The 23,336-nt window shown below is 71.9% G+C and carries 19 protein-coding genes; 7 read left to right on the forward strand and 12 right to left on the reverse strand.

The features are described 5' to 3' along the window. Positions 1–79 precede the first annotated feature (79 nt). Positions 80–748, forward strand: a complete 669-nt coding sequence (locus ABXJ52_RS16185) for a response regulator transcription factor (RefSeq protein ID WP_367043058.1) — start codon at positions 80–82, stop codon at positions 746–748. A 62-nt stretch (positions 749–810) separates the two neighbouring features. Further along, on the forward strand, positions 811–1,962 hold the full coding sequence (locus ABXJ52_RS16190; protein ID WP_367049091.1) for an ATP-binding protein: 1,152 nt from the start codon (positions 811–813) through the stop codon (positions 1,960–1,962). Between the two features lie 57 nt (positions 1,963–2,019). On the opposite strand, the gene ABXJ52_RS16195 is transcribed toward ABXJ52_RS16190, so the two are convergent. Next, a complete protein-coding gene (locus tag ABXJ52_RS16195) occupies positions 2,020–2,784 on the reverse strand; it encodes an SIS domain-containing protein (protein ID WP_367043060.1) in 765 nt (254 codons plus the stop codon). 257 nt (positions 2,785–3,041) lie between these two features. Between ABXJ52_RS16195 and ABXJ52_RS16200 the strand changes: the two genes are divergently transcribed. Together ABXJ52_RS16200 and ABXJ52_RS16205 are read left to right on the forward strand one after the other, a co-directional pair. Next, positions 3,042–3,734, forward strand: a complete 693-nt coding sequence (locus ABXJ52_RS16200) for a metal-dependent transcriptional regulator (protein WP_361832210.1) — start codon at positions 3,042–3,044, stop codon at positions 3,732–3,734. Positions 3,735–4,300: 566 nt separating this feature from the next. Then, on the forward strand, positions 4,301–5,164 hold the full coding sequence (locus ABXJ52_RS16205; RefSeq protein WP_367043062.1) for an alpha/beta hydrolase: 864 nt from the start codon (positions 4,301–4,303) through the stop codon (positions 5,162–5,164). 18 nt (positions 5,165–5,182) lie between these two features. Here ABXJ52_RS16205 and pdxH read toward each other — a convergent pair whose 3' ends face one another. Beyond that, the gene (pdxH, locus tag ABXJ52_RS16210) at positions 5,183–5,935 is read right to left on the reverse strand and encodes a pyridoxamine 5'-phosphate oxidase (RefSeq protein WP_367043064.1); all 753 of its coding nucleotides are present in this window, start codon (positions 5,933–5,935) and stop codon (positions 5,183–5,185) included. A gap of 315 nt (positions 5,936–6,250) precedes the next feature. Here pdxH and ABXJ52_RS16215 point away from each other — a divergent pair, with 315 nt between their 5' ends. Further along, the gene (locus tag ABXJ52_RS16215) at positions 6,251–7,351 is read left to right on the forward strand and encodes a citrate synthase 2 (protein WP_367043066.1); all 1,101 of its coding nucleotides are present in this window, start codon (positions 6,251–6,253) and stop codon (positions 7,349–7,351) included. A gap of 88 nt (positions 7,352–7,439) precedes the next feature. On the opposite strand, the gene ABXJ52_RS16220 is transcribed toward ABXJ52_RS16215, so the two are convergent. From ABXJ52_RS16220 to ABXJ52_RS16260, 9 genes are all read right to left on the reverse strand, one after another. After that, positions 7,440–8,057, reverse strand: coding sequence for a TetR/AcrR family transcriptional regulator (locus tag ABXJ52_RS16220; protein ID WP_367043067.1), 618 nt, complete (start codon positions 8,055–8,057; stop codon positions 7,440–7,442). Next, a complete protein-coding gene (locus tag ABXJ52_RS16225; protein WP_367043068.1) occupies positions 8,045–8,779 on the reverse strand; it encodes an enoyl-CoA hydratase family protein in 735 nt (244 codons plus the stop codon). The genes ABXJ52_RS16220 and ABXJ52_RS16225 overlap by 13 nt, the downstream gene beginning before the upstream one ends. A 38-nt stretch (positions 8,780–8,817) precedes the next feature. Continuing rightward, positions 8,818–9,984, reverse strand: coding sequence for an acyl-CoA dehydrogenase family protein (locus tag ABXJ52_RS16230; RefSeq protein WP_367043069.1), 1,167 nt, complete (start codon positions 9,982–9,984; stop codon positions 8,818–8,820). Further along, complete coding sequence (locus tag ABXJ52_RS16235) at positions 9,981–11,879, reverse strand: biotin carboxylase N-terminal domain-containing protein (RefSeq protein WP_367043071.1); 1,899 nt, start codon at positions 11,877–11,879, stop codon at positions 9,981–9,983. Before ABXJ52_RS16235 ends, ABXJ52_RS16230 begins: the two co-directional genes overlap by 4 nt. An 8-nt stretch (positions 11,880–11,887) precedes the next feature. After that, positions 11,888–13,495 carry a carboxyl transferase domain-containing protein gene (locus ABXJ52_RS16240; RefSeq protein ID WP_367043073.1) on the reverse strand — a complete coding sequence of 536 codons (1,608 nt, stop codon included), beginning with the start codon at positions 13,493–13,495 and terminating at the stop codon, positions 11,888–11,890. After that, the gene (locus tag ABXJ52_RS16245) at positions 13,492–15,204 is read right to left on the reverse strand and encodes an acyclic terpene utilization AtuA family protein (protein WP_367049092.1); all 1,713 of its coding nucleotides are present in this window, start codon (positions 15,202–15,204) and stop codon (positions 13,492–13,494) included. Before ABXJ52_RS16245 ends, ABXJ52_RS16240 begins: the two co-directional genes overlap by 4 nt. A gap of 68 nt (positions 15,205–15,272) precedes the next feature. Then, entirely contained in the window at positions 15,273–16,067 is a 795-nt protein-coding gene (locus tag ABXJ52_RS16250) for a TIGR03084 family metal-binding protein (RefSeq protein ID WP_367043074.1), read from the reverse strand. Between the two features lie 76 nt (positions 16,068–16,143). Beyond that, complete coding sequence (locus ABXJ52_RS16255; RefSeq protein WP_367043076.1) at positions 16,144–17,154, reverse strand: EamA family transporter; 1,011 nt, start codon at positions 17,152–17,154, stop codon at positions 16,144–16,146. Positions 17,155–17,335: 181 nt separating this feature from the next. Then, positions 17,336–17,851, reverse strand: a complete 516-nt coding sequence (locus tag ABXJ52_RS16260) for a cupin domain-containing protein (RefSeq protein ID WP_367043078.1) — start codon at positions 17,849–17,851, stop codon at positions 17,336–17,338. A gap of 219 nt (positions 17,852–18,070) precedes the next feature. Here ABXJ52_RS16260 and ABXJ52_RS16265 point away from each other — a divergent pair, with 219 nt between their 5' ends. After that, positions 18,071–19,024, forward strand: coding sequence for a hypothetical protein (locus ABXJ52_RS16265; protein ID WP_367043079.1), 954 nt, complete (start codon positions 18,071–18,073; stop codon positions 19,022–19,024). A gap of 71 nt (positions 19,025–19,095) precedes the next feature. On the opposite strand, the gene ABXJ52_RS16270 is transcribed toward ABXJ52_RS16265, so the two are convergent. Next, positions 19,096–21,906: an FAD-binding and (Fe-S)-binding domain-containing protein gene (locus ABXJ52_RS16270; protein ID WP_367043080.1), complete on the reverse strand. Its 2,811-nt coding sequence runs from the start codon at positions 21,904–21,906 to the stop codon at positions 19,096–19,098. Between the two features lie 128 nt (positions 21,907–22,034). Between ABXJ52_RS16270 and ABXJ52_RS16275 the strand changes: the two genes are divergently transcribed. After that, entirely contained in the window at positions 22,035–23,327 is a 1,293-nt protein-coding gene (locus tag ABXJ52_RS16275) for a cytochrome P450 (protein ID WP_367043082.1), read from the forward strand. Positions 23,328–23,336 lie beyond the last annotated feature (9 nt).

Consider the following 23,336-nt stretch of genomic DNA (forward strand, 5'->3'; position numbering starts at 1 on the left):
CTGACGGGAAGGGAGGTTTCGTTTCTCTCAACGGAGACGCTTACACCGACGAAAGGTGCACTTCAGGTACACAGGGCCGATGCGCGTACTGCTGGTGGAGGACGAGGAATTCCTGGCCGAGATGATCGCCGACGGGCTGCGCCGCGACGCGCTCGCCGTCGACGTCGCGGCCGACGGCCTGACGGCGCTGCGCAAGCTCCAGCTCGGCGAGTACGACGTCGTCATCCTGGACCGGGACCTGCCGGGCCTGCACGGCGACGAGGTGTGCCGCAGGGTGGTGTCGCAGCGGCTGCTCACCCGTGTCCTGATGCTGACGGCTTCGGCCACGATCAGGGACCGGGTCGCGGGGCTCGGCCTCGGGGCCGACGACTACCTGACCAAGCCCTTCGCGTACGACGAGCTCCTGGCCCGCGTCCTGGCCCTCGGCCGCCGCACGCGCCCCGCGCTCCCGCCCGTGATCGAACGGGCGGGCCTTGTCCTGGACACGGCCCGGCGCCAGGCCAGCCGCGACGGCCGCCATCTGGCGCTCTCCCGCAAGGAGTTCGCGGTCCTCGAGGCGCTGCTGCGGGCGGAGGGCGCGGTGGTCAGCGGCGACGACCTGATCGAACAGGTCTGGGAGGAGGACACCAGTTACCGCACGAACGCGGTCCGCGTCACCCTCTCCAAACTCCGCACCAAGCTGGGCGACCCCCCGGTGGTGGAGACAGTGCCGGGCGCGGGCTACCGGATCACGGGGCGGTCGACGTGAGGCGTCTGCGCATCGGGCGCCTCAGCAGCGAACGCGCACGCCTCACCGCCCTGTACGGCGGCATGCTCCTCCTGGCGGGAGCGCTGCTCACCGGGCTCGTCTACTTCCTGGTGCGGCAGGGGCTCTACTCGACGATCAGCACCGCCGTCACCACCGCCGTGCCCGCCCGCAGGCTGAACCCGCCCTGGCGGATGCCGACCCCAGCCCCCTCGGCGTCGCCCGCCAGGCGGATGCCCGCCGACGGCATCACGGACAACGACATCACGCAGGGTCTCGCCGTGACGAAGATCAGCGATGTCGCCGAGCAGGCCGCCCTGAGCCGGCTGCTCACCGTCTCGGTCATCGTGCTGTTCGTGTACGCGGCGCTCTCCATCCTGCTCGCCTGGTGGATGGCGGGCCGCGTCCTGCACCCGGTGGCCGTGATCACCGGCACCGCGCGGCGCCTGTCCGGCGAGAACCTGCACGAGCGGATCGCGCTCGACGCCCCGCCCGGCGAGCTGAAGCAGCTGGCCGACACCTTCGACGAGATGCTCGGGCGGATAGAGCAACTGGTCAGCGCGCAGCAGCGGTTCGCCGCGAACGCCGCGCACGAGCTGCGTACCCCGCTGGCCGTGCAGCGGGCCGCCGCCGAGATCGGTCTCGCGGGTGAGCCGGACGCACGGCAGGTGGCCCGGATCCGTACGAAGCTCATCTCCGTCGCCGACGACAGCGAGCATCTGATCGAGGGGCTGCTGCTCCTCGCCACATCGGAGCGGGGTCTTGAGCGGCGCGAGCCCATCGCCCTCGACGTCATCGCCGACGCGGTGGCGGAAGGGCTCGCGGACCGGGCGGCCGAGCGGGACGTGACCGTGTCCGTGGCCGCCGAGCCGCTGACGGTCCTCGGCGACGGCGTGCTGCTCGACCGCCTCGTGCACAACCTGGTGGCGAACGCCGTGGACTACAACGTCAAGGGCGGCCGCGTCGAGGTACGCACGGGACCCGAAGGCATCGAGGTCACCAACACCGGGCCCGTCGTCCCGCAGGAGACGGTCCCGCACCTCTTCGAGCCCTTCCGGCGCCTTCAGGAACGTACGCACGCGCGCGGGGAGGGGGCGGGGCTCGGCCTGTCCATCGTAGACGCGATCGCCCGCGCCCACGGCGCACGGGCGACCGCGGAGGCGAACGGGGCAGGGGGCGGGCTCACGGTCCGGGTGCGATTCCCGTCGGGGCGCTGAGCGCCCCTTCAGGGGCGCGGGGAACCGCGCGAGCAACCACAGCTCACCCGCAGACGCTCAGCGCCTGTAGAAGATCCGGTCTCCGTACTCCTCGAAGACCTTGCCGTTCCACTCGTGGCCCCCGTCCACGTTCCCCGACCGCAGCACCGGCGGCTCGACGCCCCGCGCAGCCAGCCGCTCGACGGCAGTCGCCATCATCGCCTGCATGATCGCGTTCGCGACCACGCTGGAGGCGGGGCCGAAGGGCGCGCCGACCGTGTCGAGGCCGAGCTCCGCGTCACCGAGGGTGATCTTGGAGTCGATCACGATGTCGCAGTGGTCCTTCAGGAAGGTCCCGGACACGTGCCGCGACTTCGTCTGCGTCGCGTACGCCACGGACGTCACCCCGATGACCTTCAGGCCGAGCGCGCGAGCGTTCATCGCCATCTCCACGGGCAGCGAGTTGCGCCCGGAGAGCGAGATGATCACGACCACGTCGCCGGAGCGGGCCGGCGAGGAGTCGAGGACGGCGCCCGCGAGGCCGTCGACGCGCTCCAGGGCCGAGCCGAGCGTGGCGGGCATGACGTCGATGCCGACGACCCCGGGGACGGCGAGGAGGTTCATCAGGGCGAGGCCGCCGGCGCGGTAGACGACGTCCTGGGCGGCCAGCGAGGAGTGCCCGGCGCCGAAGGCGAAGAGCCTGCCGCCCGCCTCGACCGCGTCGGCGAGCAGCGTGCCCGCCGCGTCGACGTTCCCGCCCTCCTCGTCACGCACCCGCCCGAGCAGCCCGATCGCGGCGTCGATGTACTGACCGGCCAGCTTGCTCTCGCTCTTCGAGCCCATGCGCCGAGGAACCTTTCCGGGTCCGTATGTGTTCTGTATGTACGTGGTCCGTACGCACGTCCTGCACGTATGTCCTGCACGCTTTCCCGTGTGCCGCGGATCACGTTGCGGTCTGGACCAGTGCCCTGTCAATACGGCCCGAGCACGCCGTTCGGCCCGCCTGGACCGGGTTTTCCCCTGGCGCGACCCGGTTGTCAGCGGTATGCGTCAGACTTGAGGGCAGGGCCGGCCGCACGAGCGAGATCTGAGGGGCACCCATGTCGGGGCTTATTGACACCACTGAGATGTATTTGCGCACCATCCTCGAGCTGGAGGAGGAAGGTGTGGTCCCCATGCGCGCCCGGATCGCCGAGCGTCTCGACCAGAGCGGGCCGACGGTGAGCCAGACGGTCGCGCGCATGGAGCGCGACGGCCTGGTGGCCGTCGCCAGCGACCGCCACCTGGAGCTGACCGAGGAGGGCCGCAGGCTCGCCACCCGCGTGATGCGCAAGCACCGCCTGGCGGAGTGCCTGCTCGTCGACGTGATCGGCCTGGAGTGGGAGCAGGTCCACGCGGAGGCGTGCCGCTGGGAGCACGTGATGAGCGAGGCGGTGGAGCGCCGCGTCCTGGAGCTCCTGCGCCACCCCACCGAGTCTCCGTACGGCAACCCGATCCCGGGCCTGGAGGAGCTGGGCGAGAAGGACGGGGCCGACCCGTTCCTGGACGAGGGCATGGTCTCCCTGGTCGATCTCGACCCCGGCACGGAGGGCAAGACCGTCGTGGTGCGCCGCATCGGCGAGCCGATCCAGACGGATGCGCAGCTGATGTACACGCTGCGGCGCGCGGGTGTGCAGCCCGGCTCCGTGGTGAGCGTGACGGAGTCCGCGGGCGGGGTGCTCGTGGGCAGCAGTGGCGAGGCCGCCGAGCTGGACACGGAGGTCGCCTCGCACGTCTTCGTCGCCAAGCGCTGAGGCCCGCCGGACCTGGGTTCGGCGCGCTTCAGGTCCTGTTACCGGGAGTTCGTGTCAACTAGCGGTAACGGTTGGGCAGTTGTGAAGACTTCGGGACCGGACGGCGTCCAAGATTCAGTGTGCGGAATCGCAGCGCCCGGACGTTTTGCGTGCAAGGCTGTCGCGAGAGGCATATGACCTGAGGGCTCTTGACCGGGTCGGCGCCGGGTCTGGCCGCCACGGCCGTGGGAGGGGGCAGGAGAATGTGCCCATCTGGTGAGCGGGAGCGCGGACGCGTTCGAAGCGAGGGCCCCGGCGCCCTTGAGCGCCGGGGCCTGTCCTCCCCTGTTCTGACCCGGAGCCCCGAGCTCCCAGGGTCATCCCCCTCGGACCGTTTTCCCCGAGCGGTCCGCCTCCCGTTGAAGATCTCCCCTCGGCGGCGGCGACCAATCCTTGAGCGTGGTCACTCGAACGAGGGGTGTTGCCGGCGATCCGGCCGCTTTCGAAAAAGAGTTCGATAGCGTGCGGGGGTGCGTGACAGAACCAGGCGTTCAGCCCGAGATGATTCAAGGGGGGTGCCAGGAACGATGGTGCGGCGCATTGACGTGACGGGCGCGGGTGGCGTACACCTCGCGGCCTGGGAGTTCGCCGATCCTCCGAAGTCCAGGGAGGCCGAAGGGCCGCCCGGCGGCGTCCTGTTACTGCACGGCCTGATGGGCCGGGCATCCCACTGGGCGGGCACCGCCCGCTGGCTCGCCGAGCGGCATCGCGCGGTCGCACTCGACCAGCGCGCGCACGGACAGAGCGAGAAGCCCCCCGAGGGCCCCTTCACCCGCGATGCCTACGTGGACGACGCCGAGGCCGCGCTCGTCCAGCTCGGCCTCGCCCCCGCCGTCCTGGTCGGCCACTCCATGGGCGCGCTCACCGCCTGGCAGCTCGCCGCGAAGCGCCCCGACCTCGTCCGCGCGCTGATCATCTGCGACATGCGGGCCTCCGCGCTCGGCGCCGCGTCGCAGCGCGAGTGGGAGGACTGGTTCAAGGCCTGGCCGGTGCCCTTCGCCACGCTCGCCGACGTACGGAAGTGGTTCGGCGAGGACGACCCCTGGGTCGAGCGGCCCAATCCGTCGCGCGGCGAGTTCTTCGCCGAGGTGATGACCGAGGGCCCGGACGGCTGGCGCCCCGTCTTCGACCGCGACCAGATGCTGAAGTCCCGCGAGACCTGGGTGTACGACGCCCACTGGGAGGATCTGGCCCAGGTCCAGTGCCCCGCCCTGGTGGTGCGCGGCCTGGACGGCGAGCTGGGCCGTGCCGAGTCCCAGGAGATGGTCCGCGTGCTGCCCCGCGGGGCGTACGCGGAGGTGGCCGACGCCGGACACCTGGTGCACTACGACCAGCCCGAGGCCTGGCGCGAGGCGATCGAGCCCTTCCTGGACGGAGTCCTGACGGGGTAGGGCCGGCGGTCCGCGTCCTCAGGGGCTGAGGCGTTCCACGGTCCAACCCGCATCGCCCGCGTCGCCCGCGTCGCCCGCACCCGCTCCCTGCTCCGTGTGCACGTAACGCAGGCGGTCGTGCAGGCGGTTCGCCCTGCCCTGCCAGAATTCCACCGCCTGCGGTACGACACGGAAGCCGCCCCAGTGCGGGGGCGCGGGCACCTGCTCGCCCTCCGGGTAACGCGCCTCCAAGTCGGCGTACGCGCGGTCCAGTTCATCGCGCGTGGCGATGACCGATGACTGGGCGCTGGCCCAGGCGCCGAGCTGGGAGCCGTGCGGGCGGGTGCGGAAGTACGCCACCGTCTCCTCGCGGGCGACGCGCTCCGCCGTGCCGGTGACGATGACCTGTCGTGCCATCGGGTGCCAGGGGAAGAGCAGCGCGATGTTCGGGTTCGCGGCCAGTTCGCGGGCCTTGCGGGACGCGTAGTTGGTGAAGAAGACGAAGCCGCGCTCGTCGTACGCCTTCAGCAGGACCGTGCGTGAGCTGGGGCGGCCCGCGGTGTCCGCCGTCGAGACGACCATGGCGTTCGGCTCGTACAGCCGGCCCTCGTCCGCCGCGGCGAGCGCCTGCGAGAACCAGCGCGCGAACAGCTCGACGGGCGTGGCGGGCGCATCACCCTCGACGAGTCCGTCGAGGCCGTAGTGGGCACGTATGGCTGCGGGATCGGACACGGGAGGGGCGGCGGCGGCAGATGAGGAGGCTGATGCGGAAGCGGCGGCTCGATCGGTCACGCGGTCATCTTGCCGTATACGAAGGGCTGTCCGACGGGGTGTCGTGCGCCACGGGGAGGTGACGTGTGGCACTGAGTGCCGCATACCATCGCCAAGGGTGGCACCAAGGGATATCGTTCCGCTGCCGTATCGGTTGGGTGACCACCAGCCGCACGGGGCATCACCGGGATGACCGATCCGGACCGCGAGTCGAACACCGGCCGCCGAAAACGCACCGGAAGACCGCGGAACCGGACCGAAAACGCCCACTTCTGACACATGGTCACGAGCTGCCTGTCACCACCATCTGTCGTACACATCACGAGGAGCCGCCTGATGTCCGACTTCGTACCCGGACTTGAAGGAGTCATCGCGTTCGAGACGGAGATCGCCGAACCGGACAAGGAAGGCGGCGCGCTTCGCTATCGCGGCGTCGACATCGAGGATCTGGTCGGCCACGTCTCCTTCGGCAACGTCTGGGGCCTGCTCGTCGACGGCGCCTTCAACCCCGGTCTGCCGCCGGCCGAGCCGTTCCCGATCCCGGTGCACTCCGGCGACATCCGCGTCGACGTCCAGTCGGCGCTCGCGATGCTCGCCCCCGTGTGGGGTCTGAAGCCGCTCCTGGACATCAGCGAGCAGGAGGCCCGCGACGACCTGGCGCGCGCCGCCGTCATGGCGCTCTCCTACGTCGCCCAGTCCGCCCGCGGCCAGGGCCTGCCGATGGTGCCGCAGCGGGAGATCGACAAGGCCGACACGGTCGTCGAGCGCTTCATGAAGCGCTGGCGCGGCGAGCCCGACCCCAAGCACGTCCAGGCCGTCGACGCGTACTGGACGTCGGCCGCCGAGCACGGCATGAACGCCTCCACGTTCACGGCCCGCGTCATCGCGTCGACGGGCGCGGATGTGGCGGCGGCGCTGAGCGGTGCCGTGGGCGCGATGTCCGGCCCCCTGCACGGGGGCGCGCCCTCCCGGGTCCTCGGCATGATCGAGGAGATCGAGCGGACGGGCGACGCGGTCGCGTACGTGAAGCAGGCCCTGGACAAGGGCGAGCGTCTGATGGGCTTCGGTCACCGGGTGTACCGGGCCGAGGACCCCCGCGCGCGGGTCCTGCGCCGCACGGCGCGCGAGCTGGGCGCTCCTCGCTACGAGGTGGCGGAGGCGCTGGAGAAGGCCGCGCTCGACGAGCTGCACGCCCGCCGCCCGGACCGCGTCCTCGCGACGAACGTCGAGTTCTGGGCCGCGATCGTCCTCGACTTCGCCGAGGTGCCGGCGCACATGTTCACGTCGATGTTCACGTGCGCGAGGACCGCCGGGTGGTCGGCGCACGTTCTTGAGCAGAAGCGGACGGGGCGGCTTGTCCGCCCCTCGGCCCGGTACATCGGCCCTGGGTCGCGGGACCCGCGGGCGGTCGAGGGGTACGGGGATATCGCGCGCTAGGGAGGCCTTGGCTGCCGCCATCACCGGCTTCGCCGAGTTCGTCCTCAAACGCCGGACGGGCTGAGACTCAGCTCGTCCGGCGTCCGGCTCAGCGCAGCGCCCCCTCCACCAGCCTCGCCCACTCCCGCACCACACGTTCCCGCCTCGCCCCGTCATCCGTCAGCAGGTTCGCGAGGCCGAGGCCCCGCGCCATGTCCAGGAGCCCCTGGACCGTCTCCCGCACCCCCGGCCGAGACTCGTCCGCCCCCAGCAACTCCACCGCGATCCGGTGCGTCTCCCGCCCCACCCGCGCCTCCAGCTCCGTCACCCGGGAGCCCAGCTGCGGCTCATGGGACGCCGCCACCCACAGATGCAGCGCCGCCCGGAACAGCGGGCCCGTGTAGAGGTCCACCAGCGCCGCCACCACCGAGGCACGGTCCTGGGCCGGAAGCTCTCGCAGCGCGGTCGAGCGCTGCTCGGCCACGTACTCCACCGCCGCCGTGAACAGGTCCTCCCGCGTGGGGAAGTGATGCTGGGCCGCGCCCCGCGAGACCCCGGCCCGCTCGGCGACGACGGACACCGTGGACCCCGCCCAGCCGCTCTCGGCGAGACACGCCACGGCGGCCTCCAGGAGCCGTTGGCGCGTCGCACGGCTGCGGTCCTGCTTGGGCGAGCGATCGGCACGGTCGGCTCGGTTGGCACGGTCGGCCGCGGTCACAGCACCCATGGGCACTCCCGTCGTTCGAGGAACGCCCCCATCCCCTCCCGCGCCTCCTCCGATGCGAAGAGCCGCGCGGACAGGGCGACGAGGGCGTCCGTGTGGTGGTCGAATGCGTCGAGCACCCTAGCCGTGAGCAGCTTCTTCGTCTCGGCCAGGGCCTGCGGCGCCGCCTTCCGCAGCCCCGCAAGGAGCGGCGTCAGCTCCGCGTCCACGTCGTCCCCCGCCACCGTCACCAGACCGATCCGCGCCGCCTCCGCCCCGCCGAAGCGCTCCCCGGTGAGGAAGTAGCGCGAGGCGGCGCTCGGGTCGAGCCGGGACAGCAGCGGCATGGAGATCACCGCGGGCGCCACCCCGATCCGTACCTCCGTCAGCGCGAACGACGCCCCCGGCCCCGCGGCCGCCATGTCGCACACGCCCAGCAGTCCGAGACCGCCCGCCCGCACATGCCCGTCCACCCGGGCCACCACCGGCTTCGGCAGCTCCAGGATCTGCCGGAGCAGCCCCACGAAGGCGGCCGGGTCCGGCGGCTCCCGCAGGTCGGCGCCCGAGCAGAACGTGGAGCCGGTGTGCGTGAGGACCACCGCGCGTACGTCAGGGTCCTTGCCACAGTCGTCGAGCGCCTCGGCGAAGCCGTGCAGGAGCCCCGCCGAGAGCGCGTTGCGGTTGGCGGGGTTGTCCAGCGTGAACGTGACGATGCCGCGCTGCGGAGATGAGCAGACAAGGCTCATGGGAACTCCCTCTGATCGAGACCTACGAGGCCGGCGGCTCAGTACGACTTGGGCAGGCCCAGCGTCTGGTGCGACACGTAGTTGAGGATCATTTCCCGGCTCACCGGCGCGATCCGCGCCACCCGTGACGCCACGATCAGCGAGGCGAGGCCGAACTCCTTCGTCAGGCCGTTGCCGCCGAGCGTGTGCACCGACTGGTCGACGGCCTTCACGCACGCGTCGGCAGCCGCGAGCTTGGCCATATTGGCGGCCTCGCCCGCGCCCATGTCGTCGCCCTCGTCGTAGAGCCTCGCGGCCTTCTGCATCATCAGGCGGGCCAGTTCGATGTCGATGTGGGACTGCGCGAGGGGGTGGGCGATCGCCTGGTGGGCGCCGATCGGGCTCTTCCAGACGCTGCGTTCCTTGGCGTAGCCGACCGCACGGGCGAGGGCGAAGCGCGCCATGCCGAGCGAGAACGCCGCCGTCATGATCCGCTCGGGGTTGAGTCCTGCGAACAGCTGGAGCAGCCCCGCGTCCTCGTCGCCCACCAGGGCGTCGGCGGGCAGGCGTACGTCGTCCAGGGTCAGCTCGAACTGCTTCTCGGGGGCCTGGAGTTCCATCTCTATCTGCCGCCGCTGGAAGCCCTCGGTCTCGCGCGGGACGATGAAGAGGCACGGCTTGAGGCTGCCGGTGCGCGCGTCTTCCGTGCGGCCCACGATCAGCGTCGCGTCGGCGATGTCCACACCCGAGATGAACACCTTGCGGCCGGTCAGGAGCCAGTCCCCGCTCGCCTCGTCCTTGCGGGCGGTCGTGGTGATGCGGTGCGAGTTGGAGCCCGCGTCGGGTTCGGTGATGCCGAAGGCCATGGTGCGGCTGCCGTCGGCGAGACCGGGCAGCCAGGTCCGCTTCTGCTCCTCGGTGCCGAAGCGGGCGATGACGGTGCCGCAGATCGCGGGCGAGACGACCATCATCAGGAGGGGACAGCCCGCAGCGCCCAACTCCTCAAGGACTATGGAGAGTTCCGCGATCCCGCCGCCTCCGCCGCCGTACTCCTCGGGGAGGTTCACGCCCAGGTAGCCGAGCTTGGCCGCGTCCGCCCACAGCTCGTCGGGGTGGCCTTCGTCCGCCACGACCCGGGTCATGTACGGGCGGCCGTAGCGCTTGCCCAGGGCGGCGACCGCCGCGCGCAGGGCCTGGTGCTCTTCGGTTTCGAGGACGGTGCTCATACGGGTTGCTCCTCCTGTACGACGCCTGCGGTGTCTTCGACGGCCACGACTGCGAGCAGCGCCCCGACCTCGACCTGGCGGCCGGGCGCGGCGTGCAGGGCGGTGAGCGTGCCGGAGGCGGGAGAGGAGATACGGTGCTCCATCTTCATGGCCTCCAGCCAGATGAGGGGCTGCCCGGCGGTCACCCGCGCCCCTTCCGTGAGCCCGTCGGCCAGACGCACGACCGTGCCGGGCATCGGGGCGAGCAGGGAGCCGGGCGACTGCCTGGTGGTGGGCTCGGGGAGCAGCGGGAGCGCGGTGAGGGCGGTGTTGCCGACGTACACGCGGTCACCGCCGTAACGGTTCACGGTGAACTGCCTGCGCACACCGTCGACTTCGAGCACGACGAGCTCGCCGGACACGGCCAGCACCCGCACCCCCTCCGCGCTCAGCCCCTCCCGTGTGTGCCGGTAGCGCACCTCGTGTTCGGCGCCGTCCGGCTCGCTCCGGAAGAGCTTGACCTGCGGCTGCGACGCGAGGTTGCGCCAGCCGCCGAACCGGGAGCGCCCGTGCGCGTCGGCGAGCGCGGCGGCCAGCGGGGCGTGCGGGTCCGGGGCGGGGGCCGCGAGGTCGGCGAGGTGCCGGTCGTAGAAGCCCGTGTCCATGCGGGCCTCGACGAACTCCGGGTGCCGCAAGGACCGTACGAGCAACTCCCTGTTGGTGACGGGCCCGTGGACGACCGCGCGCTCCATTGCCCCCGCGAGGGCACGCAGGGCCGCCGCCCGCGTGGGGGCGTACACGATGGCCTTGGCCAGCATCGGGTCGTAGTGCACGCCGATCGTGTCGCCGTCCACGTAACCGGTGTCGAGCCGCACGCCCGGCACATGGAGCCGGTGCAGGGTGCCGGTCTGCGGGGCCCACTCGGCGGCCGGGTCCTCGGCGTAGAGGCGGGCCTCCACCGCGTGGCCGCGCGCGGGCGGCGGCTCTTCCGCGAGCCGTTCGCCCTCCGCGACCTGGATCTGCAGCGCCACGAGATCGATCCCGAACACGGCCTCGGTGACCGGGTGTTCGACCTGAAGGCGGGTGTTCATCTCCAGGAAGTGCGCGCGGTCGCCCGCGACCAGGAACTCCACCGTGCCCGCCCCGCGATATCCGGTGACGCGCGCCGCCCGCACGGCCTGCGCGTGCAGCTCGTCGACGAGCCCGTCGGCCAGCCCCGGCGCCGGTGACTCCTCGATGACCTTCTGGTGCCTGCGCTGGAGCGTGCAGTCCCGTGTGCCGAGCGCCCAGACGGTGTCGTACGCGTCGGCCATGATCTGCACCTCGACGTGCCGGCCGCCCTCCAGATAGGGCTCGACGAAGACCTCGCCGTCCCCGAAGGCACTGGCCGCCTCGGCGCCGGCGGCCGCCAACTCGCCTTCCAGATCGCCCAGTTCCCGTACGACGCGCATGCCGCGCCCGCCGCCACCGGCCGCCGCCTTCACCAGGACCGGCAGTTCGGCTTCGGTGACCTTGCCCAGAGGCGCGATGCCCATGAGCTCCTTGGCGCGCGTCTTGGAGGCCATGGATTCGATGGCTTCGGGCGGCGGCCCGATCCATACGAGCCCGGCGTCGAGGACCGCGCGCGCGAAGTCCGCGTTCTCGGAGAGGAAGCCGTAGCCGGGGTGGACGGCGTCCGCGCCCGCCGCCTGCGCGGCCTTGACGACGAGTTCACCCCGCAGATACGTGTCCGCGGGCGTCGCGCCCGGCAGCCGTACGGCGGAGTCGGCCTCGCGGACGTGCAGGGCGTCCGCGTCCGCGTCGGAGTACACGGCCACGGTGGCGATCCCGAGGTCCCGGCAGGTGCGGAAGACGCGGCAGGCGATCTCGCCGCGGTTGGCGACGAGGATGGTGCTGATCGTGGTGGGGTTCGTCATGGGAGTCCTCACATCCGAAAGACGCCGAAGCCACCGCGCGCGCCCTCGTAGGGGGCGGTGTGGATCGCGGACAGACACAGGCCGAGGACCGTGCGGGTGTCGCGGGGATCGATGACCCCGTCGTCGTAGAGCCGCCCGGAAAGGAACATCGGCAGCGACTCCGACTCGATCTGCTGCTCCACCATGGCGCGCAGGCCCGCGTCCGCGTCGTCGTCGTAGGGCTGCCCCTTCGCGGCGGCGGAGGTGCGGGCCACGATCGACAGGACCCCGGCAAGCTGCTGCGGCCCCATGACCGCCGACTTGGAGCTGGGCCAGGCGAAGAGGAAGCGCGGGTCGTAGGCGCGTCCGCACATGCCGTAGTGCCCGGCTCCGTACGAGGCGCCCATCAGCACGCTCAGGTGCGGCACCCGGGAGTTCGACACGGCGTTGATCATCATCGCGCCGTGTTTGATGATGCCGCCCTGCTCGTACTCCTTGCCGACCATGTAGCCGGTGGTGTTGTGCAGGAAGAGCAGCGGAATGTCCCGCTGGTTGGCCAACTGGATGAACTGCGCGGCCTTCTGGGACTCCTCGCTGAAGAGCACGCCCTGCGCGTTGGCCAGAATCCCGATGGGATAGCCGTGCAGTGCGGCCCACCCCGTCGTGAGGCTCGTCCCGTAGAGCGGCTTGAACTCGTCGAAGTCGGAGGCGTCGACGATGCGGGCGATGACCTCGCGCGGATCGAAGGGGACCTTGAGGTCGCCGGGCACGATGCCGAGCAGCTCGTCCGCGTCGTACTTGGGCGGCTCGACGACGGTGTTCGCGGCCGGATCGAAGTACGCCTTGCGCCAGTTGAGGCGTTTGACGACCCGCCGCGCCTGCCGCAGCGCGTCGCGCTCGTCCTCGGCGAGATAGTCGGCGAGGCCGGAGGTACGGGCGTGCATCTCGGCGCCGCCGAGCGACTCGTCGTCGCTCTCCTCGCCGGTGGCCATCTTCACCAGCGGCGGACCGCCGAGGAAGACCTTGGCACGCTCCTTGACCATGATCACGTGGTCGCTCATGCCGGGGACGTACGCGCCGCCCGCCGTGGAGTTGCCGAAGACGACGGCGACCGTCGGGACACCGGCGGCCGACGACTGGGTGAGGTGCTTGAAGAGCGCACCGCCCGGGATGAAGATCTCCTTCTGGGACGGCAGGTCGGCGCCCCCGGACTCCACGAGATGGATGGACGGCAGCCGGTTGGCGTGCCCGATCTCATGGGCGCGGAAGGCCTTCTTCAGGGTCCAGGGGTTGCTCGCGCCGCCGCGCACGGTCGGGTCGTTGGCGGTGATCAGACATTCCACGCCCTCCACGACACCGATGCCGGTGACCATCGAGGCGCCTACGGGGTAGTCGCTCCCCCAGGCGGCGAGCGGCGACAGTTCGAGGAACGGCGTGTCAGGGTCCAGGAGCAACTCGATCCGCTCCCGGGCGAGCAGCTTGCCGCGCTTCCGATGCCGGGCCACGTACTTCTCGCCGCCGCCCTCAAGAGCCTTGGCCTGCTCGGCGTCGAGCTCGGCGAGCTTGCCCAGCATGGCCTCGCGGTGCTCGGCGTACTCGGCGCTCGCGGGGTCGAGCGCGGACGCGAGGACGGTCACGGGAGTACCTCCGTCGGTTCGGTCACTTCTACGAGTCCGGCCGGTACGTCGACGTGGCGGGCGCGCAGCCACTCGCCCAGGCCCTTGGCCTGCGGGTCGAAGCGGGCCTGGGACGCGACGCCCGCGCCGAGGATTCCCCCGACGACGAAGTTCAGCGCCCGCAGGTTCGGCAGGACATGGCGTACGACGGTCAACTCGGCGGCTTCGGGGATGAGTTCGCGGAACCGCTCGACGGTCAGCTCGTGGGCGAGCCACCGCCAGGCGTCGTCCGTGCGCGCCCAGACGCCGACGTTCGCGTCCCCGCCCTTGTCGCCGCTGCGGGCCCCGGCGACGAGGCCGAGGGGGGCGCGGCGGGTGGGGCCGTCCGGCAGCGGCGTGGGCAGGGGCGGCTCGCCCAGTTCTTCGAGTACGAGGGTGTCGCCGGCGCCCGCGACGGGGTGCCGCTCACCGCCGGGAAGGACGGCCACATGGTCGACGGTGCCACGCTCGACGTACGCGGCTTCGAAGACTCCGTAGGGCGCGCCCTTGCCCGGGGGCGCCGTCACATGGAATCCGGGATAGCTGCCGAGGGCCAGCTCGATCGCGGCGCCGCTCAGGGCGCGGCCGACGGGGTCCTGCCGCGGGTCGCGCACGACGAGCCGCAGCAGAGCGGACGCGGTCTCCTCGCTCGGGGCGTCGGGGCGGTCGGTGCGGGACAGTTCCCACCGCACCTCCTGGGGGCGGGACTTGGACCGGGTGAGCGCGTCCTCCACCTGAGCCCGCACGAGCCCCGCCTTGGCGTCCACGTCGAGTCCGGTGAGGACGAAGACGACTTCGTTGCGGAAGCCGCCGAGCCGGTTGAGTCCCACCTTCAGGGTCGGCGGCGGGGCTTCGCCGCGCACACCCGCGACGCGCACCCGGTCGGGCCCCTCCTGCGTGAGGGTGGCCGTGTCGAGCCGGGCGGTGACATCGGGCCCGGCGTACCGGGCGCCGGAGGTCTCGTACAGCAGCTGCGCGGTGACCGTGCCGACGTCGACGAAGCCGCCCGTGCCGTCCTGCTTGGTGATGACGCTCGACCCGTCCTCATGGATCTCGGCGACCGGAAAGCCTGGCCGGAGCAGCTCGCCCTGCGAACGCTCCCCGAAGAAGGCGTAGTTGCCCCCGGTGGCCTGCGTCCCGCACTCCAGGATGTGCCCGGCGACCACCGCACCCGCGAGCCGGTCGTGGTCGCCCTCACCCCACCCGAAGTGGGCGGCGGCGGGCCCGCTGACGAGAGCGGCGTCGGTCACGCGCCCGGTGACGACGACATCGGCGCCGGCGCGCAGACAGGCGGCGATCCCGGCGCCGCCGAGGTAGGCGTTGGCGGTGAGAGCATCCGGGAAGCGGGGCCCGAGGTCGTCCCCCTCCACATGCGCGACCCGCGCACCGATCCCGAGCCGGCCCGCCAACTCCCTTACGGCGTCGGCGAGCCCGCCGGGATTGAGCCCCCCGGCATTGGCGACGATCTTGACCCCCCGCTCCTGGGCGAGCCCCAGACACTCCTCCAGCTGCCGCAGGAAGGTCTTCGCGTAGCCGCGCGCGGGGTCCTTGAGCCGGTCACGCCCGAGGATCAGCATGGTCAGTTCGGCGAGATAGTCGCCGGTGAGGACGTCGAGCGGACCGCCGGTGAGCATGTCGCGCATGGCGTCGAAACGGTCGCCGTAGAACCCGGACGCGTTGCCGATCCGCAGCGGGGCGGTGCGTGAGTCAGGGTCGGAGGCGGAGGCAGGGTCGGAGCCGGGGGCGGAGGCCGGGGCCGTCACTGGTCGGCGCCCTTCGCCGGGCGTCCCGGTCCCGGCGGGCCCGCGAAGGCCTGCGCGATGTCCAGCCACCGCTCGGCGTCGGCGCCTTCCGCACGCAGGGCGAGATCGTCCCGGTGCGCGCGCTGCGTGACGAGAAGACAGAAATCGAGCGCGGGCCCGGTCACGCGCTGAGCGGCATCGTCGGGGCCACTGGCCCACAACTCCTCCGAGGGCAGCCGCAGCTCGACCCGGAAGGGACTGTCGGGCGCACTCGATCCCCGTACACCGAAGGAGAAGTCCCGGGCCCGGACCCCGATATGAGCCACGTGCCGCAACCGGTCGGTCGGCTCCCGCTCGACGCCCAGCGCGTCGGAGACGTCCTGGCCGTGGGCCCAGGTCTCCATGAGCCGTGCGGTAGCCATGGAGGTGGCCGACATGGGCGGCCCGTACCAGGGGAAGCGGGTGCCGCGCGGGGCGGCGGTCAACGCCTTGAGCAGGGCATCGCGCCCGTCCCGCCACCGCGTGAGCAGCTCACCGGGCGGCAGCGCGGCCCCTTCCTCGGCCCCGTCGTCGACGAAGGAATCGGGAGCCGCGAGCGCCTCCTCGACGAGCCGGCCAAAGGCGTCCCCGTCGGTGACGGCGGTCAGCGCGGCCCGGTCGGTCCAGGCGAGATGGGCGATCTGGTGGGCGACGGTCCAGCCGTCAGCAGGGGTGTCGAGCGCCCAAGCCCGCTCGCCCAACCCCTCCACGAGCTGGTCGAGTTCCTCGCTCTCACGGCGCAGATCATCGAGTACGGGCACAGCTTCGGACACGGAGCGCTCCCCTCGGGGCACGACGGTGTGCCCCGGAGCATGGCAGCGCCCGGAGAAACAAGCAAGCGTGCTTGCATTACTTTCCGGTCGTCTCCGGGACCGTCGCCGTCGCGCCCGGTTCCGCGGCTTCCGGTACTGCCGCGCCCGGTTCCGCCGCGCCCGGTTCCGTCGCGCCCGCGACCACGGCTTCGGGGGTGGACCCCGACACGACGTCCCCGGAGGCGCGGGGCTTCCCGCGTCCGACCTGGGTCCGCACGGCGCCCATGCTGGCGGCGATGACGAGCGAGATGGCCAGCGCCTCGTTCACGGAGAGGGCCTGGTTCAGGACGAGGAACCCGGCGACCGCCGCGATGGCCGGTTCCAGGCTCATCATGATGGCGAAGGTGGAGGCGGGAAGCCGGCGCAGGGCGAGCAGTTCGAGCGTGTAGGGCAGCACGGAGGACATCACGGCGACGGCCGCGCCAAGGGCGAGCACCTCGGGCCGCACGAGCTTGTCCCCGGACTCGATGAGACCGAGCGGCAGGAAGAGCACGGCCGCGACGACCATCGCGAGGGCGAGCCCGTCGGCCTGCGGGAAGCGACGCCCCGTACGGGCGCTGAACATGATGTACGTGGCCCACATGGCACCGGCGCCGAGGGCGTACGCCACACCGGCCGGATCGAGCCCGCTGAAGCCGCCCCCGCCGCCCAGCAGAAAGACGCCGCACAGGGCGAGCCCGGCCCAGACGAGGTTCACGGCTCGGCGCGACGCGAAGACGGAGAGGGCGAGCGGCCCGAGCACCTCGAGCGTCACGGCGGGCCCCATGGGAATCCGGGCGACGGACTGGTAGAAGAGCCCGTTCATCCCGGCCATGGCCACCCCGAAGGCGACCACGGTGCCCCAGTCGGCCCGCGAGTACCCCCGCAGCCTGGGCCGGCAGACGATCATCAGCACCAGCGCGGCGAAGGCGAGCCTCAGGGTCACGATGCCGAGGGCTCCGGCCTTGGGCATCACGCTCACGGCGATGGCCCCGCCGAACTGCACGGAGACACCGCCCGCGAGCACCAGCCCGACGGGCCCCAGGGCACCCCACCGCCCTGCGGGCACCGCCTGACCACTCCTCGACGCGTCCACAACCGACCCTTCCACTTCTCCGACGGCTACCAGTCCACTCACCTGAACTGCCCCGTCCAAGGTAGTAGACCACGTCAGGATTGTGGAGCCCTTTCACTGCTGTACGCAAACGGCGTCCACATGCCGAGGTGCGGACCACCCCCCATCCGCCCCCTCACGAGCGGGCGAGAGCTTCCCGCCACACCGGGCTGTCGACGTAGTGGTTGTCGAAACGCTCGGAGGACTCCGCGATCGCCTTCGGGTCGGCCTCACCGCGCATCACACTGCCGAGGAGACGCAGGTAGTCGAAGCGGCCCATGCCCGGGGTGAAGAGGAACAGCACATCCGCCTCGCGGCCCGGAGCCGCCGCGAAGGCGTGCGGGGTGTGCGGGGGAACGGCGAGGAAGTCGCCCGCGTTCAGCACGGTGACCTCCTCCCCCACCAGGACCCGCAGCGAGCCACTGATCACGAAGAAGAGCTCGGTGGCCTTGGTGTGCAGGTGCGCGGGAGCCCCTACGGCCCCCTCCGCGAACGAGGACCGGTAGGCGGTGAATCCGCCCCCCGTTCCGTCCGCCCCGTCCACCCCGTCCGTCTCGGCCAGGAACGTCATCACGCTGCTCGGATCGGCACTGGTCTCGGCCTCGGAAGCACGGGTGATGAGGGCGGCGAAGTCGGCGTTCGTGCTGCTCATGGCGGTAACTCCTTCAATCTGCGACGCGGTCGCGCCGTGCTGTGAGCACCACTCTATGAAGCAGAAAGACCCCTGAGAGAGTGCAATTCACCCCAGGAATCAGAGGTCAATTCGCGGTCGATTCGCACCCCGGGTCTCACCGTGGAACCCCGGCCGCCCCCCGCGGCGTCTTGGGTGCAGTCACCACGGAACGGCAAGCGCACGGAGGTCGGGTCAGTCATGGAACGCGAGCGGAACCGGCCCTACCGCGGCGCGGCGTACGGCTTCACCCTGCGGGTCTCCGCCCTGACGGCCCTCGTCGGCTGCGCGATCCTCGCCGGGGGGTTCGCGGCGGCGTGGGACACCTTCGAGGGGGTCAGGGACTACGCGGACCGCAACATCGCCAACGAGGACTCCTACGTCGCCTACGCCGACGGCGGCTGGTTTCCGTTGGTGAGGGTCGGCCTCGTGGTCTCGCTGCTGCTGCTCGTGCTGGCACTCCTGGTCCTCTCCGTCCTGCACGCCGCGTACGCCGTCGCCGAGTCCCACTCCACGCGCGACAGCGGGCCGCTCACCGTCCGCGAGTTGTGGCGCCGCACCCGCGGGCGCCTGCCCGCCGCCCTCACCGTCAACGCGCTGAGCGCACTGCCTGTGGGTGCCATGGCGGTGGCGGGATACATGCTGTGGATGACCGTCGAGCGCGAGGAGGTGCCGGGAGTCCGGCCCACGCCCATCGGCGAGACCGCGACCCCGCTGTACACGCTGGTGGGGTGGGTGCTGCCGATCGCCGTCATATGCCTGGGCCCGCTGATGTACTTCCGCCTGTCGCTGGCCACCGCCGAGACGGTCCTGGAACGCCGTTCGCCGCTCAAGGCGTTGTACCGCTCGTGGGTGCTGACCCGCCGCGCGCGTACGCGCACCCTCGGCCTCGGCACGCTGCTCACCGCGGGCGCGGCACTCGTCGTCCTCCTGGCTGCGTACGCGCTCGCCCCTCTCGCCCACTTCGCCGGACTCGGCATGCTGTGGCTCAGCGACGACAACGTGTGGATCACCGGCGTACTGGTCTTGATCCTGCCCACAGCCGTGGCCCTGCTCCTGCTGCCTCCGCTGGTCATGCCCCTGGTGAGCGGGACGTTCGCCCGCCTGGGCGGAGAACTGCGGGCGCGCGAGGGGGCCGGGCGTCAGGCCGGCTAGGAGAGCGGGGAGAGGGCGGGCGGCTGGGCGTCCCCTCCCCTTCAGGCCCCTCAGGTCTCCTCCAGGCCCCCTCAGGTCTCCTCCAGGCCCTCCGCCAGAACCTCCGCCAAGTGCCGCCCCCGCGCCCCCTCCCCCAGCTGTTCCAGCTGGGTTCGGCAGGAGAAGCCGTCCGCCAGGATCACCGCCCCGCGTCCGCTCCCCGCCTTCACCGAAGGCAGCAGTTGCTCCTCCGCGCACGCCCGCGAGACCTCGTAATGGCCCGCCTCGAAGCCGAAGTTGCCCGCGAGGCCGCAGCAGCCGCCGCTCAACTCGCCCTCCAGGCCCGCTCGCTCACGCAGGCGGCGTTCGGCCGCGTCGCCGAGCACCGCGTGCTGGTGGCAGTGCGTCTGGCCCACCACCGGGCGGTCGATCCGGGGCGGCGACCATTCCGGGGCCAGTTGCTCCAAGGCCTGCGCGAACGTCCGTACGCGGGAAGCCAGTTCACCGGCCCGCTCGTCCCCGGCCAGCAGCTCCACCAGGTCCGTCGTCAGCGCCGCCGCGCAGCTCGGTTCGAGGACGACGAGCAGCGCCCCCGAGTCCAGCAGTGGCACCATCCGCTCCAGAGTGCGCCGCATCACCGCCCGCGCCCGGTCCAGCTGCCCCGTCGACACGTACGTCAGGCCGCAGCACACGTCCCCCGGCGGCACCACGACCCGCAGCCCCGCCTCCTCCAGGACCCGCACCGCCGCCCGGCCCACCGCCGGTGACAAGTGGTCCGTGAACGTGTCCGGCCAGAGCACAACCGTCGGGCCTCCGGGGGCCGCAGACGCCTCCCGGTTCCGGAACCACCGGCGGAACGTCTCCCCCGCCAGCCGCGGAATCTCCCGCTCCGGTGCGATCCCGCCCAGCCGCTTCGCCAGCGACGCCAGCACCCCGACGCCCGCCAGCGCGTTGGCCACCCCCGCCGTCCGCGTCCGCGAGGCCAGGCGCAGCCACAGCGGCAGCCAGCCCATCGCGTAGTGCGCCGCGGGGCGCCTGCGGCCTTCGTAGTGGTGGTGCAGGAACTCCGCCTTGTACGTGGCCATGTCCACGCCCACGGGACAGTCCGACCGGCAGCCCTTGCAGGACAGGCACAGGTCGAGCGCGTCCCGCACCTCCTCCGAGCGCCAGCCGTCCGTGACCACGTCCCCCGCGAGCATCTCGTGCAGCATCCGCGCCCGGCCCCGCGTGGAGTGCTCCTCCTCGCCCGTCACCCGGAAGGACGGGCACATCACCCCACCGCCCGAACCGGCCGACTGCGTACGGCACTTGGCGACGCCCACACACCTGCGCACCGCCGCCGAGAAGTCACCGCCGTCATGCGGGTAGCCGAAGGCCACGTCCACCGGCCCCCGCGGCAGCGGGTCGAAGCGCAGGTTCGCGTCCAGCGGCGCGGGCCGCACCAGCATCCCCGGGTTCAGCAGGTCCGCCGGGTCCCACACCCCCTTCACCCGCTCGAACAGCCGGACGAGGTCAGTCCCGTACATCTTCGGCAGGAGCTCGGCCCGCGCCTGGCCGTCCCCGTGCTCGCCCGACAGCGAACCGCCGTGCGCAACGACGACCTCCGCCAGGTCCTCCGAGAAGCGCCTGAAGCGCCGCACGCCCACCTCGCTCATCAGGTCGAAGTCGATGCGCACGTGAATGCAGCCGTCCCCGAAGTGCCCGTACGGAGTGCCGCGCAGGCCATGCTCGGCGAGCAGCCCCCGGAAGTCCCGCAGATACGCGCCGAGCCTGGCGGGCGGCACCGCGCAGTCCTCCCACCCCGGCCACGCCTCGCTGCCGTCCGGCATCCGCGTCGCCGTCCCGCTCGCGTCCTCCCGGACCCGCCACAGGGCGCGCTGCCCCGCCGGGTCCGTCACGACCACCGCGTCCACCGTGTCCCCGCGGACCGCCCGCGCGATCGCCTCCGCACGCGCGCGTGCCTCACCCTCGTCCGCGCCGCCCGTCTCCACGAACAGCCAGGCACCGCCCTTCGGCAGCCCCTCGGAACCCCGCACGAGATCGGCCGCCATCCCCTCCACGGTCAGGGGGCCGTGCACAAGCAGCCCGGAAGCCGCCTCCGCGGCGGCGCTCTCGTCGGCGTACCCGAGGACGGCGAGCGCACGGGCGCGTGGCGCGTCGACGAGGCGTACGACCGCTTCCGTCACCACGCCCAGCGTTCCCTCGGAGCCGCAGAAGGCGCGGGCCAGATCGACGCCGCACTCGGGGAGCATGGCGTCGAGCGCGTAGCCGGAGATGCGGCGCGGAAGCTCCGGGAAGCCGGTGCGCAGGAGCTCCAACTCCCCGTCCACCAGGGCTCGCAGGCCCGTCGGCGCGCCCGACCAGCCCTGCCCGAGCGCGAGCCGGTCGCCCGCGCCGCTCACGACCGAGAGCGAGGCGACGTTGTCGGCGGTCGTGCCCCAGGCGACCGAGTGGGAGCCGCAGGAGTTGTTGCCGATCATCCCGCCGAGCGTGCAGCGGTTGTGCGTGGACGGGTCGGGGCCGAAGGTCAGGCCGTGCTCCCCCGCGGCGCCCCGCAGGGCGTCGCAGATCACCCCGGGCTGGACGACCGCGGTCCGTGACTCCGGGTCCAGGGAGACGATGCGGTTCATGTGGCGGGTGAAGTCGAGGACGAGCCCGGTGCCGGTCGCCTGCCCGGCGATGGACGTACCGGCGCCGCGCGCCACGACCGGCACCCCGCGCTCCCGGCACACGGCGAGCGCCGCCACCACGTCGTCCTCGTCGCGCGGGGCGAGGACGCCGAGCGGCACGCGACGGTAGTTGGACGCGTCCATGGTGTTCAGGGCCCGCGCGGTGACGGAGAAGTCCACCTCCCCGCACACCGCTGCCCGCAGTTGCTCTTCCACGCCTCCGAGATCACTCATGCCCATATCCATGCCCTCAATATGCATCCGCGAAGGCCCGTACCGGCCGCAGTCAAACGCCCGACGCGCGCCTATAGTTGCCGCGACTTGATCATCAGAACCCCGTGTGGACCCAGAGGAGAGCCCCGATGACGACCGGCTGCCCCGCCCGCAACGCACCCGACCGCATCGTCCTCGACCCCTTCGTCACCGACCTGGACGGCGAGAGCGCCAGGCTGCGGGCCGCGGGCCCGCTCGCCGAGGTGGAGCTGCCCGGCGGCGTACCGGTCTGGGCGGTCACGCACCACGCCGAGGCGCGCCAACTCCTCACCGACAAGCGGCTGGTGAAGGACATCGAGGTGTGGGGTGCCTGGCGGCGCGGTGAGATACCCGCGGACTGGCCGCTGATCGGCCTCGCCAACCCCGGCCGCTCGATGCTGACGGTGGACGGCGAGGAACACCGCCGGATGCGCGCCCTGGTCGCGCAGGCGCTGACGCCGCGGCGGGTGGAGCGGATGCGGGAGCGCATCGCGGAGCTGACGAAGGGGCTCCTGGACCGGCTGCCGTCCGACGGTGGCCAAGTGGTCGACCTTAAGGCCGAGTTCGCGTACCCCCTGCCCATGTACGTCATCAGCGACCTGATGGGCATCGACCCCGCCGACCACCCCCGCCTGAAGGTCCTCTTCGACAAGTTCTTCTCGACGCAGACGCCGCCCGCCGAGGTCATGGCGACCCTCACCGAACTCGCCGAGATGATGGGCAGGGTCGTCGCGGCGCGGCGCGCCGAGCCGGGCGACGATCTGACCAGCGCCCTGATCCTCGCGTCGGAGGGCGGCGACCACCTCACCGACGCGGAGATCGTCTCCACCCTCCAGCTGATGGTCGCGGCGGGCCACGAGACGACGATCTCGCTGATCGTCAACGCGGTGGTGAACCTCTCGGCCCATCCCGAGCAGCTCGCGCTGGTCCGCTCCGGCGAGGCGAGCTGGGACGCGGTGGTCGAGGAGACCCTGCGCCACTCGACGCCGACCTCGCACGTCCTGATCCGGTTCGCGGCTAAGGACGTACCCGTCGGCGACAAGGTGATCCGTGAGGGCGACGCGCTGATCGTGTCGTACGCGGCGATCGGCCGCGACGAGGGGGCGCACGGCCCCACGGCGGACGCCTTCGACATCACGCGCACCTCCGCGAACCGCCACATCTCCTTCGGCCACGGTCCGCACGTCTGCCCAGGTGCGGCACTGTCCCGCCTGGAAGCGGGGGTGGCGCTCCCCGCCCTCTACGAGCGTTTTCCCGCGCTGACCCTGGCGGTCGCCCCCTCCGAACTCCGCAACAAGCCGGTGGTGACGCAGAACGACCTGTACGAGCTGCCGGTGATCCTGGCTCCGTCCGGCGGTCTCACCCGACGGACACCCGAAGGCCACGACACCGGAAGCCGTTAGGCTCGTCCC

Origin of the sequence: Streptomyces sp. Je 1-332 (genome assembly GCF_040730185.1) — a bacterium.
Taxonomy (GTDB): domain Bacteria; phylum Actinomycetota; class Actinomycetes; order Streptomycetales; family Streptomycetaceae; genus Streptomyces.

What these genes read in the sequence shown, in the direction of transcription:
- ABXJ52_RS16185 (WP_367043058.1), top strand. Translation starts at nt 80, where the DNA reads ATGCGCGTACTGCTGGTGGAGGACGAGGAATTCCTGGCCGAGATGATC.
- ABXJ52_RS16190 (WP_367049091.1), top strand. Translation starts at nt 811, where the DNA reads ATGCTCCTCCTGGCGGGAGCGCTGCTCACCGGGCTCGTCTACTTCCTG.
- ABXJ52_RS16195 (WP_367043060.1), bottom strand. Translation starts at nt 2,784, where the DNA reads ATGGGCTCGAAGAGCGAGAGCAAGCTGGCCGGTCAGTACATCGACGCC.
- ABXJ52_RS16200 (WP_361832210.1), top strand. Translation starts at nt 3,042, where the DNA reads ATGTCGGGGCTTATTGACACCACTGAGATGTATTTGCGCACCATCCTC.
- ABXJ52_RS16205 (WP_367043062.1), top strand. Translation starts at nt 4,301, where the DNA reads ATGGTGCGGCGCATTGACGTGACGGGCGCGGGTGGCGTACACCTCGCG.
- ABXJ52_RS16215 (WP_367043066.1), top strand. Translation starts at nt 6,251, where the DNA reads ATGTCCGACTTCGTACCCGGACTTGAAGGAGTCATCGCGTTCGAGACG.
- ABXJ52_RS16220 (WP_367043067.1), bottom strand. Translation starts at nt 8,057, where the DNA reads ATGGGTGCTGTGACCGCGGCCGACCGTGCCAACCGAGCCGACCGTGCC.
- ABXJ52_RS16225 (WP_367043068.1), bottom strand. Translation starts at nt 8,779, where the DNA reads ATGAGCCTTGTCTGCTCATCTCCGCAGCGCGGCATCGTCACGTTCACG.
- ABXJ52_RS16230 (WP_367043069.1), bottom strand. Translation starts at nt 9,984, where the DNA reads ATGAGCACCGTCCTCGAAACCGAAGAGCACCAGGCCCTGCGCGCGGCG.
- ABXJ52_RS16235 (WP_367043071.1), bottom strand. Translation starts at nt 11,879, where the DNA reads ATGACGAACCCCACCACGATCAGCACCATCCTCGTCGCCAACCGCGGC.
- ABXJ52_RS16260 (WP_367043078.1), bottom strand. Translation starts at nt 17,851, where the DNA reads ATGAGCAGCACGAACGCCGACTTCGCCGCCCTCATCACCCGTGCTTCC.
- ABXJ52_RS16265 (WP_367043079.1), top strand. Translation starts at nt 18,071, where the DNA reads ATGGAACGCGAGCGGAACCGGCCCTACCGCGGCGCGGCGTACGGCTTC.
- ABXJ52_RS16270 (WP_367043080.1), bottom strand. Translation starts at nt 21,906, where the DNA reads ATGAGTGATCTCGGAGGCGTGGAAGAGCAACTGCGGGCAGCGGTGTGC.
- ABXJ52_RS16275 (WP_367043082.1), top strand. Translation starts at nt 22,035, where the DNA reads ATGACGACCGGCTGCCCCGCCCGCAACGCACCCGACCGCATCGTCCTC.